The sequence below is a fragment of the Actinomycetospora sp. C-140 genome (assembly GCF_054796175.1).
The window spans coordinates 25,150-40,672 of sequence record NZ_JBTWNF010000022.1 but is presented as its reverse complement, the minus strand read 5'-3'; the positions used below and the strand labels follow the sequence as shown (position 1 = coordinate 40,672).

The 15,523-nt window shown below is 71.0% G+C and carries 15 protein-coding genes, 3 tRNA genes and 2 pseudogenes; 2 read left to right on the top strand and 18 right to left on the bottom strand.

The features are described from left to right. Nucleotides 1-72 precede the first annotated feature (72 nt). The 13 genes and pseudogenes from ACR9E3_RS28095 to ACR9E3_RS28035 all read right to left on the bottom strand — a co-directional run. Nucleotides 73-1,032: pseudogene (locus ACR9E3_RS28095) on the bottom strand (MCE family protein); the annotation flags it as partial. Continuing rightward, nucleotides 1,029-2,069 (bottom strand): MCE family protein, encoded by a 1,041-nt coding sequence (locus ACR9E3_RS28090; protein ID WP_460384145.1) that lies wholly within the window; start codon nucleotides 2,067-2,069, stop codon nucleotides 1,029-1,031. The gene ACR9E3_RS28090 and the pseudogene ACR9E3_RS28095, both read right to left, overlap by 4 nt. Then, entirely contained in the window at nucleotides 2,066-3,541 is a 1,476-nt protein-coding gene (locus ACR9E3_RS28085; protein ID WP_460384143.1) for an MCE family protein, read from the bottom strand. Before ACR9E3_RS28085 ends, ACR9E3_RS28090 begins: the two co-directional genes overlap by 4 nt. Further along, entirely contained in the window at nucleotides 3,538-4,374 is an 837-nt protein-coding gene (locus ACR9E3_RS28080) for an MlaE family ABC transporter permease (RefSeq protein ID WP_285648718.1), read from the bottom strand. Before ACR9E3_RS28080 ends, ACR9E3_RS28085 begins: the two co-directional genes overlap by 4 nt. 53 nt (nucleotides 4,375-4,427) lie before the next feature. Continuing rightward, entirely contained in the window at nucleotides 4,428-5,222 is a 795-nt protein-coding gene (locus ACR9E3_RS28075; protein WP_285648719.1) for an MlaE family ABC transporter permease, read from the bottom strand. Nucleotides 5,223-5,968: 746 nt separating this feature from the next. Beyond that, nucleotides 5,969-6,967: pseudogene (locus ACR9E3_RS28070) on the bottom strand (ABC transporter ATP-binding protein); the annotation flags it as partial. Between the two features lie 400 nt (nucleotides 6,968-7,367). Next, entirely contained in the window at nucleotides 7,368-7,760 is a 393-nt protein-coding gene (gene rplL, locus ACR9E3_RS28065) for a 50S ribosomal protein L7/L12 (RefSeq protein WP_285648720.1), read from the bottom strand. 46 nt (nucleotides 7,761-7,806) lie between these two features. Next, a complete protein-coding gene (gene rplJ, locus ACR9E3_RS28060) occupies nucleotides 7,807-8,406 on the bottom strand; it encodes a 50S ribosomal protein L10 (RefSeq protein WP_460384141.1) in 600 nt (199 codons plus the stop codon). Between the two features lie 278 nt (nucleotides 8,407-8,684). After that, a complete protein-coding gene (rplA, locus tag ACR9E3_RS28055; protein WP_460384211.1) occupies nucleotides 8,685-9,398 on the bottom strand; it encodes a 50S ribosomal protein L1 in 714 nt (237 codons plus the stop codon). Between the two features lie 82 nt (nucleotides 9,399-9,480). After that, nucleotides 9,481-9,915 carry a 50S ribosomal protein L11 gene (rplK, locus tag ACR9E3_RS28050; protein ID WP_285648723.1) on the bottom strand — a complete coding sequence of 145 codons (435 nt, stop codon included), beginning with the start codon at nucleotides 9,913-9,915 and terminating at the stop codon, nucleotides 9,481-9,483. 73 nt (nucleotides 9,916-9,988) lie between these two features. Then, nucleotides 9,989-10,930, bottom strand: coding sequence for a transcription termination/antitermination protein NusG (nusG, locus tag ACR9E3_RS28045; protein WP_460384210.1), 942 nt, complete (start codon nucleotides 10,928-10,930; stop codon nucleotides 9,989-9,991). 164 nt (nucleotides 10,931-11,094) lie between these two features. Further along, nucleotides 11,095-11,487 (bottom strand): preprotein translocase subunit SecE, encoded by a 393-nt coding sequence (gene secE, locus ACR9E3_RS28040; protein ID WP_460384140.1) that lies wholly within the window; start codon nucleotides 11,485-11,487, stop codon nucleotides 11,095-11,097. Nucleotides 11,488-11,540: 53 nt separating this feature from the next. Beyond that, nucleotides 11,541-11,613: transfer RNA gene (locus ACR9E3_RS28035), tRNA-Trp, on the bottom strand. Nucleotides 11,614-11,812: 199 nt separating this feature from the next. Between ACR9E3_RS28035 and ACR9E3_RS28030 the strand changes: the two genes are divergently transcribed. Together ACR9E3_RS28030 and ACR9E3_RS28025 are read left to right on the top strand one after the other, a co-directional pair. Next, entirely contained in the window at nucleotides 11,813-13,057 is a 1,245-nt protein-coding gene (locus tag ACR9E3_RS28030; protein ID WP_460384139.1) for a pyridoxal phosphate-dependent aminotransferase, read from the top strand. Nucleotides 13,058-13,118: 61 nt separating this feature from the next. After that, on the top strand, nucleotides 13,119-14,003 hold the full coding sequence (locus tag ACR9E3_RS28025; protein WP_460384138.1) for an SGNH/GDSL hydrolase family protein: 885 nt from the start codon (nucleotides 13,119-13,121) through the stop codon (nucleotides 14,001-14,003). Nucleotides 14,004-14,195: 192 nt separating this feature from the next. Here ACR9E3_RS28025 and ACR9E3_RS28020 read toward each other — a convergent pair whose 3' ends face one another. From ACR9E3_RS28020 to ACR9E3_RS28000, 5 genes are all read right to left on the bottom strand, one after another. Further along, nucleotides 14,196-14,618, bottom strand: coding sequence for a MaoC/PaaZ C-terminal domain-containing protein (locus ACR9E3_RS28020; protein WP_460384137.1), 423 nt, complete (start codon nucleotides 14,616-14,618; stop codon nucleotides 14,196-14,198). Next, on the bottom strand, nucleotides 14,615-15,064 hold the full coding sequence (locus ACR9E3_RS28015; protein ID WP_460384136.1) for an FAS1-like dehydratase domain-containing protein: 450 nt from the start codon (nucleotides 15,062-15,064) through the stop codon (nucleotides 14,615-14,617). The genes ACR9E3_RS28020 and ACR9E3_RS28015 overlap by 4 nt, the downstream gene beginning before the upstream one ends. A 3-nt stretch (nucleotides 15,065-15,067) precedes the next feature. After that, nucleotides 15,068-15,232, bottom strand: coding sequence for a 50S ribosomal protein L33 (rpmG, locus tag ACR9E3_RS28010; protein ID WP_116708438.1), 165 nt, complete (start codon nucleotides 15,230-15,232; stop codon nucleotides 15,068-15,070). A 56-nt stretch (nucleotides 15,233-15,288) separates the two neighbouring features. After that, nucleotides 15,289-15,364, bottom strand: a tRNA-Met gene (locus ACR9E3_RS28005). 62 nt (nucleotides 15,365-15,426) lie between these two features. Continuing rightward, nucleotides 15,427-15,499, bottom strand: a tRNA-Thr gene (locus ACR9E3_RS28000). Between the last annotated feature and the right edge of the window lie 24 nt (nucleotides 15,500-15,523).

Here is a 15,523-nt window from a genome sequence, read left to right as displayed (position 1 = left end):
CAGGATCTGCGTGAGCAGGGCCGGATTGAACAGCCCGGTCAGACTGTCGGGTCCGAGGCTCGAGCCCGGATCGCAGTTCTGGTCACCCGGCGGGTCGAGGTTGCAGATGTAGGCGTCGAACCACCGGCCGTTGCCGACCACGTTGGCGAAGACGCGCACGAACGGCGCCAGCAGCCGCAGGCCGTTCTCGAGGTTCGCCGAGTTCTCCTGCAGCGTCGACAAGACGCCGTCGAGCTCTTCGAGGGTCGGACGCAGCGTGGCCTCGTTGTCGGCGACCAGCCCCCGCAGCTGCGCGGCGAGCGCGATCGTGCCGTTGAGGAGGTTGTCGATCGCCGCCTTGCGGGCCCGCAGCTCGCCCAGGAGGAGATTGCCGTCGTTGATGAGGCGCTCGACCTCGGCGTCACGATCGGCCAGCACCTGGGTGGTCGTGCGGGTGTTGGCCAGCAGCCGGCTCAGCTCCTGGTCGCGCGACGAGATCGTGCGCGAGAGTCGGCTCAGGCCATCGAGCGCACCCCGCACGGGACCGGCCGCCCCGTCGAGGGTCTGCGAGAGCACACCGAGGCTCTGGGCCAGCTGGTCGGTGTTGAGGTCCTCGACGGTCGTCGAGAGCTGGGAGAACGCCTGGATGACGTCGAACGGTGCGCGGGTGCGCTGCCGCGGGATCGTCTGGTCCGGGTCGAGCGGCTGGTCGCCGGCCGGGTCGAGGGCGATGTACTTCTGCCCGAGCACCGTCTTGATCTCGATCGACGCCGACGTCCGGTCCCCGATCCAGGCGTCCGGGGCCTTGAACGAGATGACGACATCCGGGCCGTCGAGCTCGAGATCGGTGACCGTCCCGACGCGGATGCCCGCGACCCGGACGTCGTCGTCGGGCAGCACGCCGGCCGACTCGCTGAACCGCGCGGTGTACGTCGGGCCCTGACCGATCAGCGGCAGGTCCTTGATGTTCAAGGACGCGGCCATGAGCAGCAGCAGGATCGCCAGGCTGGCTGCGCCGATGGGCAGGGGGTTCCGCTTGCGGAACGGCTTCATCCGTTGCATCGCTGCGCCGTATCAGGGAGTTGGATGGCGGACCCGAGGTCGATCGGTGGCAGGGGAAGGGGATCGAAGCTGACGGTTCCGCCCACTGCGCAGAGGTAGAAGTTGAACCACGAGCCGTAGCTGCCGGCGCGACCGAAGTTGTTCGCCTTCTGCGGGGTGAGGCGTAGGAAGTTCTCCACGAGGCCCCGGTTGTCGTTGAGGTTGGACGACAGCTGCCCCAGCCGCACGATGTCGTCGCGCAGCGGCGGACGGGCGTCGGAGAGGAGGCCGGCCGTCGCGTTCGTCAGGTCCGCGATGGGCTGCAGGGTCTCCCCGATCCGGACGCGATCGGCGGCCAGGCCGCTGACCAGCTGTTGCAAGGAGACGATGAGTCCGGAGAGCCGGTCGTCCCGCGCGTTGACCGTGTCGAGGACGGAGTTCAGGTTGTTGATCAGCGAGCCGATCACGGCGTCGCGATCGGCGATCGTCGACGTCAGCGACGCGGTCCGGGCCAGCAGCGAGTTGACCGTGCCGCCCTCGCCCTGGAGCACCTGGATGATCTCGAACGACAGCTGGTTGATGTCGGTCGGGTTCAGCGCCTGGAACAGCGGCTTGAAGCCGTTGAACACGACCGTCAGATTGAGTGGCGGTCGGGTCTGGCTCTCGGGGACCGTGGCGCCGGGTCGCAGCATCGCGTTCATCGGCCCGTTGCCACGGGCGACCTCGAGATACCGCTGACCAACCAGGTTCTGGTACTTGATCGAGAAGATCGACCCCGTCGGGAGCTTGCGGGCCTCATCGACCTTGAACGACACCTCGGCGACGTTGCGGTCGACGAGCTGCACGTCGGTCACCTGGCCGACCCGGACGCCGGCGATGCGGACGTCGCTGCCGGAGATGAGGCCGGACGCGTCCGTGAAGCGCGCCTTGTACTCCTGGGTACTGCCGAAGTACGAGTTCTGGATGGCCGTGGCCAGCAGCGCCACGGACAGCACGGTCACGAGCGTGAAGATCGCCAGCTTGATCAGCGGCGACGCGATACCCCTCACCGGACCACCGCCGGGGCCCCACGCAGTGTGCCCGCGGTGAGGTACGGAGCGAAGGAGGGCACCTGCGCCGGTGCGATCCCCATCTGCATGGCCGTCACCTCGGTCACCAGGCGGCGCTCCTCGGGCGAGTTGGGACTGTTCGGCAGGCCGATGTTGGCGCCGTCGACGCGGCCCGGAGCCGCCTGGCCCTCGGTCTGCCCGCCGCCGTTGTCACGGTTCCCGGTCCGCGCCGTCGACGCGGACTGGTCACCGGTGTTCGACTCGTCGTCGATCTGGCCGCCCTGCCCGCCGGCGTAGGCGTCCTGGGTGCCGCGCGAGACGTCGATCGGGTTCGTTCCGTCCCGGATCTGCCCGCCGGGCGGCACCTGAGGCGCCTGGCCCTCGATCTGGTAGCACCGCGGTCCGCGGTCATCGAGGTACTGAGGTTCCTCACCCGGGACGTACTTGCCGTTGTCGATCGTGAGCTCGGCTTCGATCTGGACGCCGGTGGTCGGGCTGAGCACGTTGTTGATCTGCGGCGTCACGTCGGTGAGCTGCCGCAGGAGGCAGGGGAACTCGGAGCTGTAGCGCGCGAGGGTCTCGAGAGTCGGCCGCGAGGAGGCGGCCAGCGCGATGATGTTGTCCCGGTTCGCGGCGAGGAACGCCGTCGTCGTGTCCGACGCCGAGGTCACCGAGCGGAACGTCGACTCGAACGCCGCACGTTGCTCGACGAGGGTCCGGCTGGTGGTGACGAGATTGTCGAGCGCGGTGATCAGGTCCGGGCTCGCCTGGTTGTAGATGTCCGCCGTCGGGGCGAGCGCCCGCAGGTTCGCCTGCAGGTCGGGCAGCGTGGGGATGACGCCCTCGACGTACTGGTTGAGCAGCACCAGGGTGTTGCCCAGGTTCTTGCCGCGTCCGGACAGCGCCTGGGAGACCGCACCGAGGGTGTCCGAGAGCTTCTCGGGCTGCACCGCCGTGAGCACCGGCAGCAGGTTGTTGAGCACCTGCTCGGTCTCGGTGGCGTTCTGCGAGCGGTCCTGCGAGATCGTGTCGCCCTCCTCGAGGGGGCGCGAGCTCCCGTTCGGCGGGATCGAGAGCGAGACGTAGCGCTCACCGAACAGCGTCTTCGGGATGAGCATCGCCGTGGTGTTGCTGGGGATGGTCGGCAGGAAGTCGGGGTCCATCGCCATCTCGATCACGGCGCCCGACCCGTCGCTGTCGACGGACTTGATCTCGCCGACGATGACGCCGCGGACCTTGACGTCGCCCTGCTTGGAGAGCTGGTTGCCGACCGTGTCCGTCCGCAGGTAGACGGTCTCGACCGGCTTGAACACCTTGTTGAAGTTGGCGATGCACAGCGCGACGATCAGGGCCATGATCAGGAGCAGCACCAGGCCGCTGAGGCGCCGCCGGGTGGGGCTCAGCGGCGGGCGCTTGTCCTTGACCTGCGGGCCCTCGTCCTCCCGCTCCATGGTCTGGGTCGGGGCGCTCATCCGGCGATCCTGATCGAGGTCGTGGTGCCCCAGATGGCCAGCGTCAGCAGGTTGTCGAGGATGTTGAAGATGACGATCGAGTTCCGGACGGCGTTGCCGACCGCGACGCCCACCCCGGCCGGCCCGCCGCTGGCGTTGTAGCCGTAGTAGCAGTGCACGAGGATGATCGCGAAGGCGAAGACGAGCACTTTCGCGAACGAATAGACCACGTCCTGCGGTGGCAGGAAGAGGTTGAAGTAGTGGTCGTACGTTCCCGGCGACTGCGTGTAGAAGTTCGTGACGAGCAGCCGGGACGCGAGGTACGAGCTCACGAGGCCGATGACGTAGAGCGGGATGACCGCGATGAACCCGGCGACCACGCGGGTGGTGACCAGGAACGGCAGCGAGGGCACCGCCATGACCTCGAGCGCGTCGATCTCCTCCGACACCCGCTGGGCGCCGAGCTGGGCGGTGAAGCCGGCGCCGACCGTCGCGGACAGCGCCAGCGCCGACACCAGCGGCGCGACCTCGCGGGTGTTGAAGTACGCGGTCACGAAGCCCGCGAACGCCGAGGTGCCGATCTGGTTCAGCGCCGAGTAGCCCTGGAGGCCGACGACGCTGCCGGTGAAGAAGGTCAGCGTGCCGACGATGACCACCGTGCCGCCGATGAGCGCGAGCGCTCCCGACCCGAAGGCCACCTCGGTGAGCAGACGGAGGACCTCGCGCTGGTAGCGCGTGACCGACTTCGGGATCCACCCGATGGTGCGCGCGAAGAACGACGCCTGGTCGCCGAGGGTGTCGAGGACACCCAGGGGTGCCTCGGCGACGCGCCGAGCGCGAGAAGTGATCGTCATCGAATCCTGGCCTGGGGAGCGGCGGTCAGAACGTCAGAGCTGGGTCGTGGAGATCAGAACTTGGACGGGGGCACGAGGTTCAGGTACACGGCCGTCACGATCACGTTGATCGCGAACAGCAGGATGAAGGTGATGACGACGGCCTGGTTGACCGCGTCGCCCACACCCTTCGGTCCGCCGGCGGGGTTGAGCCCCCGGTAGGCGGCGACGACACCCGCGGCGAGGCCGAAGAGCGCTGCCTTGATGAAGCCGACGATGAGGTCGCCGGTCTTCGACAGCGCCGAGAAGCCCTGCACGTAGGCGCCCGGGGTGACGCCCTGCAGCACGACGTTGAAGTAGTAGCCGCCGGCCACACCCACCAGGCAGACCAGCCCGAAGAGCAGCGACGACACGAGGATGGCGGCGAGGACCCGGGGCACGACCAGGCGCTGGATCGGGTTGACCCCGAGCACCTCCATCGCGTCGATCTCCTCGCGGATGGTGCGGGCGCCGAGGTCGGCGCAGATCGCGGAGCCGCCGGCCCCGGCGACCAGGAGCGCGCAGATGACCGGCGCCGCCTGCTGGATGACCGCCAGGGTGCTCGCCGCGCCCGAGAACGACTGCGCCCCGAACTGGCGGATCAGCGACCCGAGCTGGAGCGAGATGACCGATCCGAAGGAGATCGACACCAGCGCCGAGGGGAGGATGCAAACCCGCGAGATGAACCAGCACTGCTCGATGAACTCGCGCGTCTGGAACGGCCGCTGGAAGATGCCGACGACGACGTCGAGGCCGAGCGCGAACAGCTTCCCGGTGGCGGACAGCGCCCCGGCACCCGGGAAGTTGCCCGTCGCGATGCGGTTGCTCACGAGTCTCCCCGGCGGAACATGCGCCGCAGGCCGCCGACGAGGCCGTCGTCCTGCTGTTGCGGGGCGGGCTCGCCGCCGGACGGGGCGCCGGCGCCCTGGTCGCCGTGCGGGCCGTCCTGGCCGCCCTCGCGCCCGTCGCGGCGCTCCATCGGCACGATCCCGCCGGCCTGGCCGCCCTGGGCGCCCTGGTCGGACTGCGCGCTGAGGTCCGTCTGGGCGCCCTGGTCGTTCGCGGGCTGGTCGCGCCAGTGGTGCCGGCCGGTCTGGGCGTCGTCGCCCGGCGGCTGGGACTCCTGCGACTGTTGGGCCTGCTGGGGCACCGCGATCTGCTCGGTCCGCGCGTCGTCGGAGGCGTCCTGCTGGTCGTCCTGCTGGTCGCCCTGGCCCGACTGCTGCTGGTCCTCGGGCGGGTTACCGGCCTCGTCGGACTGCTCGTCGTCGCTCTTGGTGTGCTCCCCGGCCTGCGGGAGCACCACGGTGCCGCCGGCGTCCTCGTCGGCCGGGACTCCGACGAGGGGCTCGTCGGACTCCGGCGGAGCCGCCGGGGCCTTGCGGGCCTCGGCATCGGCGTCCGGGTCACCCGAGCCGGCCTGCTCGCCCTCGCCCTCGCCCTCGCCCGCCGGGGACTCCTCGACCATCGAGTTGTCCTCGGCTTCCTGCATCGCCTGGTACCCGAACGGATCGGCGTCCTCCGGCGGGTTGTTGTAGGTGATCTCGATGAGCTCGGTGCGGTCCTGGTCGCGCGAGATCCCGTACCGCTCCATGTCCCCCTCGGTCAGCGACTCGAGGATGGCGGTCTGCGCCTTCGGCGGCAGGGTGTGCAGGACCTGCATGACGCGGTCCTTGCGGCGCTGCACCGCCTTGCGCTCGGGCAGGCCTTCCGACGGGTCGAGCTGGGGGTCGATGAAGGACTCCTCGGCGTCGGCCGAGCCGCCCTTCTTCTTCAGCTCCTCCATCTCGGCCTCCATCTGAGCCGAGTCCTTCTCCTCGGACATCCCGATCGGGCCGATGCGCCGGCCCTGCAGGAACTGCTGGACCACAGGCTCCTCGGAGGTCAGCAGCACCTCGCGCGGGCCGAACATCACGAGGTTGCGACGGAACAGCATCCCGATGTTGTCCGGCAGCGACCGGGCGGTGCCCAGGTGGTGGGTGACGATGAGGATCGTCGCGTCGAGCTGGGTGTTGAGGTCGACGATGAGCTGGTTGAGGTACGCGGTGCGCACCGGGTCCAGCCCGGAGTCGGGCTCGTCGACCAGGATGATCTCGGGGTCGAGCACCAGCGCGCGGGCCAGCCCGGCGCGCTTCTTCATGCCGCCCGAGATCTCGCCGGGAAGCTTGTCCTCCGCACCGGAGAGCCCGACCATGTCGAGCTTCTCCATGACGATGTCCGAGATCTCCTTCTCGCCCTTGCGGGTGTGCTCACGCAGCGGGAAAGCGATGTTGTCGAAGAGATTCATCGAGCCGAACAGCGCGCCGTCCTGGAACAGCACGCCGAACAGTTTGCGGATGTCGTACAGCTTCGACTCCGAGCACCGCACGAGGTCGGTGTCGTGGATGAAGATCGAGCCCTTCTCGGGCTTGAGCAGACCGATGATCGACTTCAGGAGCACCGACTTGCCCGTGCCCGACGGGCCCAGCAGCACGCTCACCTCCCCGGCGGGAAGGGTCAGCGTGACGTCGGACCAGATGTTGGAGCTGCCGAACGACTTCGACAGATTCTTGATCCCGACCTCGACGCCGGCCATGCAGTCCTCCCGGAGAGTCGTGGTGTCGACGCATGCACGCCCTGCTGTTACCGACGCCATGGAGCCGGCACCCCACGAGAGGGGCGTCACGTCTGCAACGACGGAGTGAGGTCGGAGGTTACTCGGCCGGAAACTTGGGCAACGGCCGGGTCGCAGTGGGCCGGTCACTACCGGTGACTGGGCCAGGCGGGTGGCGACGGGCGGCGCGTTTCACGCGATCGGCGGGCACCGGGCTGCCGCTCGTCTCGCAGACGACCGCCGCACCACGCCGGCTCGCCGGACGGGGCGACACCCGGGCGGGCGCACCTCGAACGTGTCACAGGTCCCGCAGACGACGACGGGGCGGGGACCCTCAGGTCCCCGCCCCGTCGTGCGGTGTCGCGCTGGAGAGCGCGCCCGATCAGGTCAGGCTGATCGAGGCGCCGGCCTCCTCGAGCTTCGCCTTGGCCGCGTCGGCGGCCTCCTTGTTGACGCCCTCGAGGATCGGCTTCGGGGCGCTCTCGACGAGCTCCTTGGCCTCCTTGAGGCCCAGGCCCGAGACGACCTCGCGGACGACCTTGATGACCTGGATCTTCTTGTCGCCCGCGGCGTCGAGGACGACGTTGAACTCGTCCTTCTCCTCCTCGGCCGGGGCGGCGGCACCGCCGCCGGCGGCGGCCGGGGCGGCGGCCGCGACCGGGGCGGCCGCGGTGACCTCGAAGACCTCCTCGAACTTCTTCACGAACTCCGAGAGCTCGATGAGGGTCATGTCCTTGAAGGCGTCGAGCAGCTCGTCGGTGGACAGCTTCGCCATGGTGGGCGCTCCTTCTTCGATGATGGTGGTGTGGGGGGAGCCGGACTCAGGCGTCGGCTTCGGCGTCCGCGGACTCGACCGCGGCGACCGCGTCCTCGGTGCTCGCGCTGCCCTCGGCCGCGCGCTTGTCCTGCAGGGCCGCCGCGAGGCGGGCGACCTGCGAGGCCGGGGCGTTGAACAGCTGGGCGGCCTTCGTGAGGTTGCCCTTCATCGCACCGGCGAGCTTGCCGAGCAGCACCTCGCGGGACTCGAGGTCGGCGAGCTTCTCGACCTCGGTGGCGGAGAGCGCGCGGCCCTCCATGTAGCCGCCCTTGACGACCAGGGACCGGTTCTCGCGCTGGAACTCGCGGAGCGCCTTGGCGGCGTCCACGGGCTCACCGGCGACGAACGCGATGGCCGTCGGGCCGACCAGCAGGTCGTCGAGACCCTCGACCCCGGCCTCGGCGGCAGCCCGCTTGACCAGGGTGTTCTTGGCGACGGTGTAGGTGACGTCCGAGCCCAGCGAACGACGCAGCTTCGAGATCTGCTTCATCGACAGGCCGCGGTACTCGGTGACGACCATGGCCGACGCGTCGCGGAACTCCGCGGCGATCTCGGCGACCGCGGCCACCTTGTCGGCAGCCGGAGCTCTGGTCTCAGCAGCCATGCGCGCCTCCTTTCTGTCCTCGGGCGACCGCGGGAGGCCCGGAACGACGAAACGCCCCGTGCGCAGGGCGCACGGGGCGTCGGGACGAGCACGGGCAGGAGGCCCGGACGGCGTCGCGACCCTCGTCCTCCTGCGCGGGCCGCCCCGTCGTGGGGCACTTCGTCCGACCGGGCGGGCCCGGGCGGAGACCAGCGGTCTCGGGTGGATCGGGGTTCGATCTGCGGTTCAGTCTACGCGGCGGCGGTGGCGCCCTGTGCAGCAGGGCGCCACCACCGGCCTCACGCCTCGGCGGCGAGGAGGTTGCGCGTGCGGTTCGGGTCGACGGGGATGCCGGGACCCATCGTCGTGGTGACGGTGATCTTCTTGATGTACCGGCCCTTCGCGGCGGCCGGCTTGGCGCGCAGGATCTCGTCCAGCGCGGCGCCGTAGTTCTCGACGAGCTTCTCGGTGTCGAAGCTGGCCTTCCCGATGATCAGGTGGAGGTTGGCCTGCTTGTCGACGCGGAAGTTCACCTTGCCGCCCTTGATGTCGCCGACGGCGCGGGCGACGTCCGGGGTGACGGTGCCGGTCTTCGGGTTCGGCATGAGCCCGCGCGGCCCGAGGATGCGGGCGACCCGGCCGACCTTGGCCATCTGGTCGGGCGCCGCGACGGCGGCGTCGAACTCGAGCCAGCCGCCCTGGATCCGCTCGATGAGGTCGTCGGAGCCCACGACGTCGGCGCCGGCCGACTCGGCGGCCGCGGCCGTGTCGCCGGTGGCGAACACGATGACGCGGGCGGTCTTGCCGGTGCCGTGCGGCAGGTTCACGGTGCCGCGGACCATCTGGTCGGCCTTGCGCGGGTCGACGCCCAGGCGCATGGCGACCTCGACGGTCGCGTCCATGGACGTCGTCGACGTCTCCTTGGCCAGGGTGGCCGCGTCGAGCGGGCTGTAGAGCTTGTCGAAGTCCACCTTCTCGGCAGCCTTCAGGTAGGCCTTGCTGCGCTTCATGATCTGTTCCTTCGTGGATCAGGTGTGGTCAGGGCTGCGCGGCCCTCCCACGGGTCGCCGGCCGGCGGTCACCGGCCGACGGGGGTCACTCGGCGACCGTCAGACCCATCGACCGGGCGGTGCCGGCGATGATCTTCGACGCCTGGTCGAGGTCGTTGGCGTTGAGGTCCGCCATCTTGGTCTGCGCGATCTCGCGGACCTGCTCCTGCGTGACCGAGCCGACCTTCTTGCTGTGCGGCGTCGCGGAGCCGGACTTCACGCCGGCCGCCGCGAGCAGCAGCTTGGCCGCCGGCGGGGTCTTGAGCTCGAAGGTGAAGGACCGGTCCTCGTAGACCGAGATCTCCACCGGCACGACCTGACCACGCTGCGCCTCGGTGGCCGCGTTGTAGGCCTTGCAGAACTCCATGATGTTGACGCCGTGCTGACCCAGGGCCGGGCCGACCGGCGGTGCCGGCGTCGCCGCGCCGGCGCTGATCTGCAGCTTGACGATGGCGGAGAGCCGCCGCTTCTTCGGGGGCATGACTTCCTCGTTGTCGGGATGGTGGCGACACGGAGCTCAGCGGAGCTGGCGCCGACGTCAGGGGCGGGCCGGCTCAGATCTTGGAGACCTGGTTGAAGCCCAGCTCGACCGGGGTCTCCCGGCCGAAGATCGAGACGAGCACCTTGAGCTTCTGGGCGTCGACGTTGACCTCGGAGATGCTGGCCGGGAGCGTCGCGAACGGGCCGTCCATGACGGTGACGGACTCTCCGACCTCGAAGTCGACCTCGACCGCGGGCTTGCTGCCGAACGACTCGGTGCCGGCCTTCTCCGCGCCCTTCGCCTTCTTCGGCGTCTCCTGGCGCGGGAGGAGGAACTTGACGACCTCGTCGAGGGTCAGCGGCGACGGGCGCGACGTCGCGCCGACGAAGCCGGTGACGCCCGGGGTGTTGCGCACCGCGCTCCACGAGGCGTCGTTGAGGTCCATCCGCACGAGGATGTAGCCGGGCAGCACCTTGCGCTGGACCTGCTTGCGCTGCCCGTTCTTGATCTCGGTGACCTCCTCGGTGGGCACCTCGACCTGGAAGATGAAGTCCTCGACGTCCAGGGTCTGGACACGGGTCTCGAGGTTGGCCTTCACCTTGTTCTCGTAGCCCGCGTAGGAGTGCACGACGTACCAGTCGCCCGGGGCGAGCCGCAGCGAGTCCTTGAGGGCCTGGGCCGGGTCGACCTCCTCCTCGTCCTCGGCCTCCGCGGCCTCGGCGACCTCGGCGACGGGCTCCTCCTCGACCTGCAGGTCGTCCTCGGTGTCCTCCCGGGCGGCGACGTCGCCGGTGCCCGCGGACTCCTCGGGGAGGTCGCTGTCGTCCTCGTCGCCGCCGAGCGCGGCCCGGGCGGCGGCCAGGTCGGCCTCGGGGTCGTGCGCCTCGTCGACGTCCTCGCCCTCGCCGGCCTCGCGGGCCTCCTGCGCGGCCCGGGCGACCTCGCCGTCGTCGAGCGTGGCGGGGTTCTCCTCGGTGCTGAGGTCCCCGTACGTGCCACTGCCCTCGCGCACCATGACGCCACGCGTGCGCGACTCGCCGACGAGCTCGGGCTCGCCGCCGTCGGGGGTCGTGCCGTCGTCGGGCTCTGCGCCGGATCCTGCGGAGGTCACTTCTGTCTCACTTCCTTTGCACGGCGGGCACCGCGGCGCGGTGCCCGGCCGGCCGCTCGGCGGAACGGTCAGCCGAAGAGGGCGAACACGGCTTTGGCGAACACCCAGTCGAGACCCGCCACGAGGGCCACCATGAACGACACGAACACGAGGACGACGGCCGTGTAGACCACGATCTGCCGCCGGGTCGGCCAGTGCACCTTGCGGAGCTCGGCCACCACCTCGCGCAGGAACCGGCGGAGGCGGGCGAACACCGACCCCTCCGACGTCGCCTGGGGGCGGTCGCGCGTCGGGGTGGCCGTCCCCTTGCCGCCGGTGCGCCGCGCGGTGTCGCCGGACCCGTCGGCCGACCCGTCGCCCGCGCTGTCCGCCCCCGCGCGCCGACGACGTCCCGCGGCGGTGACCGGACGCGCGTCGTCGTCGTCGCTCGCGCGCCGACGCCGGCTGCTGTCCTCGCTCACTACGCCGTCCTCACCGTCCTCGTCGCCCCGCGGGGCCTTCCTCGCCATCGATGCAGGGGCGACAGGACTTGAACCTGCAACCTGCGGTTTTGGAGACCGCTGCTCTGCCAATTGAGCTACGCCCCTGTGGCGTCCCCGGAGGCACGCCCCGGACGGATCGGCGGCGCTTCCCCACGGCGACGAGCGCGCGGGAGCGACGGACGAAGCGTCCTGGAGAACCATGCTACGTCAAGCACCGCAGGCCGACGGCGCCGGGGCGCGTCGGCGCCGGGAGACCTCCCCGGGCAGGCCGGGCGCGGCAGGGGGTCTGCCAGAATCCCTTCTCATGACGTCGTCGTCCACCTCGGTCTCCCTCCAGCCCGCCGCCACCGACCGCCGCATCTCGGCCCGGGTCGGCGGCATCGCGGAGTCGGCGACGCTGGCCGTGGACGCGAAGGCGAAGGCCCTCAAGGCCGCCGGCCGACCGGTCATCGGGTTCGGCGCCGGCGAGCCGGACTTCCCCACACCCCAGCCGGTGGTCGACGCGGCGATCGCGGCCTGCTCGGACCCCAAGAACCACCGCTACTCCCCCGCCGCCGGCCTGCCCGAGCTGCGCGACGCGATCGCGGCGAAGACCGCCCGCGACTCGGGGTGGCAGGTCGAGGCCCGCCAGGTGCTCGTCACCAACGGCGGCAAGCAGGCCGTGTTCGAGGCGTTCGCGACGCTGATCGACCCGGGCGACGAGGTCCTGCTGCCCGCGCCGTACTGGACGACCTACCCCGAGGCCGTGCGCATGGCCGGTGGCGACCCCGTCCAGATCGACACCGACGAGTCGACCGACTTCCTGCCGACCGTCGAGGCCCTGGAGGCCGCGCGCACCCCGCGCACGAAGGCGCTGCTGTGGTGCTCGCCGTCGAACCCCACCGGCGCGGTGGCGCCCCGCGAGCTCGTCGAGGCCGTCGGGCGCTGGGCCGCGGAGCACGGCGTCTGGGTGATCGCCGACGAGATCTACGAGCACCTCGTCTACGACGGCGCCGAGCACGTGTCCATGCCCGTCGCCGTGCCCGAGATCGCCGACCGCTGCGTCGTGCTCAACGGCGTCGCCAAGACCTTCGCGATGACCGGCTGGCGCGTCGGCTGGATGATCGGACCGGCGGACGTCGTCGCGGCCGGCATCAACATGCAGTCGCACCTGACCTCGAACGTCTGCAACGTCGCCCAGCGCGCGGCGCTCGCGGCCGTCACGGGCCCGCTCGACGCCGTCGCGGAGATGCGCACGGCGTTCGACCGCCGCCGCCGCCTCATCGTCGAGCTGCTCTCCGGGATCCCGGGCGTCACCTGCCCCACGCCCCGCGGCGCCTTCTACGCCTACCCCTCGGTGGCCGGCCTGCTCGGCAAGGAGCTGCGCGGCGAGCGCCCGCAGACCAGCGTCGACCTCGCCGCCCTGGTGCTCGAGCACGCCGAGGTGGCGGTCGTGCCGGGCGAGGCCTTCGGCACCCCGGGCTACTTCCGTCTCTCCTACGCCCTCGGCGACGACGACCTGCGCGCGGGCGTCACGCGGATGGGCGAGCTGCTGGCCGAAGCCCGCTGAGCCGCGCGATCATCCCGCCCGACGGTCCCGCCGGGGCCCCCGTGTCCTTGGAGGAGTGCCGGTGGGCCCTCGCCCGGTCGTCCTGCGCGTGCTCGTCGCCGTCGCCGTCGGGGTCCTCGGGCTCGTCGTCGCGCCCGTGGCGATGGGCGCCCCGGCGTCCGCCGGGCAGACCTACGTCGCGCTCGGTGACTCCTACACGGCCTCGCCGCTGACCGGCGCCCCCGCCGGTCCGCCACCGGGCTGCCTGCGGTCGAACAACAACTACCCGCACCTCGTCGCCGAGCGCACCGGCGCCCAGCTCACCGACGTCAGCTGCAGCGGCGCGCAGACCAAGGACTTCGCGGCGCCGCAGACGGTGCAGGGCGGCGCGAACCCGCCGCAGTACGACGCCCTCGGCACCGGCACCCAGCTCGTGACGGTGGGCATCGGCGGCAACGACATCGGGTTCTCCGAGATCGTCCAGAACTGCGTGAGCCCGACGCCGTTCGGCACCCCCTGCAAGGACCGCTACACGGTGGGCAGCCACGACGAGATCGAGGCGCGCATCAACACGCTCGGCGACCGTCTCGACGACGTCCTCGACGAGGTCCACGACCGCGCCCCCGACGCCCGCGTGCTGCTCGTCGGCTACCCGTCGGTGCTGCCCGCCGAGGGCCCCGGCTGCTACCCGCTCGTGCCCTACACCGCCGGCGACGTCGCGTACCTGCGCGGCGTGCTCGGCCATCTGAACGACACCATCGCGGACGCCTCGTCGGACGGGAACGCGACCTATGTCGACACCGCGACGCCGACCGTCGGGCACGACGTCTGCGCGGTGCCGGGCCAGCGCTGGATCGAGGGGCTCGTGCCCACGGCCCCCGCGGCCCCGGTGCACCCGAACGCCCTGGGCGCGCAGGCCCTGGCCCGCGCGGTCCTCGGCACCCTCGGCGTCCCCGCCGCGGCCTGACGCCCGCTGGGGGTCGCCGGTGTTTCGCAGCGAACGCGCTGTTCGCTGCTTCTAGGCGCGCAAAGTCCCCGTTCGCGAACGGCGGATCGCGGTGCCGTCCGCTGCGAACGCGGAGTTCCGGCGCATAGAAGCAGCGAAATACCCGTTCGCTGCACCGGGCAGGCGGGCGAGCGAGCGCCGCGCCGGGGGGAGCTAGGAGCGCGGGCGGACGACGGCGACGGCCTTGCCGAGGACACCCTTGCCCTCGTGGGTGGCCGTGATGCTCACCGTGCGGGCACCGTCGTCGGCGATCTCGGTGACCTTGGCGCCGAGCTCGACGGTCGCGCCGGTGTCGTCGTCAGGGACGACCACGGGGCGCGTGAAGCGCGTCGAGAAGGAGACGACGGCGGCGGGGTCGCCCGCGAGGTCGGCGACGTAGCGCGCGGCCAGCGACATCGTCAGCATCCCGTGCGCGATGACGCCGGGCAGGCCGACGTCGACGGCGACGCGCTCGTTCCAGTGGATCGGGTTGAGGTCGCCCGAGGCGCCGGCGTAGGCGACGAGGTCGGCGCGGGTGATCGTCGCCGTGCGCGACTCCAGCTGGTCGCCGGCCGCGGCGTCGGACAGGGCGCTCACGCGTCGGGCTCCGCGCGGCCGACGAGGACGGCCCGCGTGGTCAGGACGTCGCCGCCGTCGGCGTCGGTGACGTCGCAGCGGAAGGTGATGACGTCGTTGCCCGCCAGGTCGCGGATGTCGTCGACGGCCACCACCGAGGTGACGACGTCGCCGGCGTACAGCGGGCGGGTCAGCTCGATGGACTGCTCGCGGTGCACGACGCGGGTGAAGTCGAGGCCCAGCGCCGGGTCGTCGACGACGCGCCGGGTCGCGGGCCAGGTGAAGACCACCGGGAACGTCGTCGGGGCGACGACGTCGGTGTGGCCCGCGGCCCGCGCGGCCTCACGGTCGTGGTGCACGGGGTCGTCGGCGCCGATCGCCGTGGCGAACTCCCGGATCTTCTCCAGCGAGACCTCGTAGGTCTCCGCGGGCCAGGTCCGGCCCACGAACGAGGCGTCGAGCGGCACGCGTCAGCGGGTCTCGCGGTGACCGCGGTGGGTGCCGCAGTGCGGGCAGAACTTCTTGATCGTCAGGCGATCGGGGTCGTTCCGCCGGTTCTTCCGCGTGATGTAGTTGCGGTTCTTGCACTCCTCGCAGGCCAGCGTGATCTTCGGGCGGATGTCGGTGGTGGCCACGGAGGTTCCTCTCACTGTCGATGCTGCAGCCGCGGGACGGGCCCGCGGGGCCGGGCTGGTAGCGGTGGCCGGACTTGAACCGGCGACACAACGATTATGAGCCGTTTGCTCTACCGACTGAGCTACACCGCCGCGATGAGCTCTCCGTCGCACGACGAAGCCGGCGAACCCAGGTCCGCCGGCTGCTCACCGAGAGCCCCTTTACGGAATCGAACCGTAGACCTTCTCCTTACCATGGAGACGCTCTGCCGACTGAGCTAAAGGGGCCTGCCCCGGGGGGCGCGCTCCAGA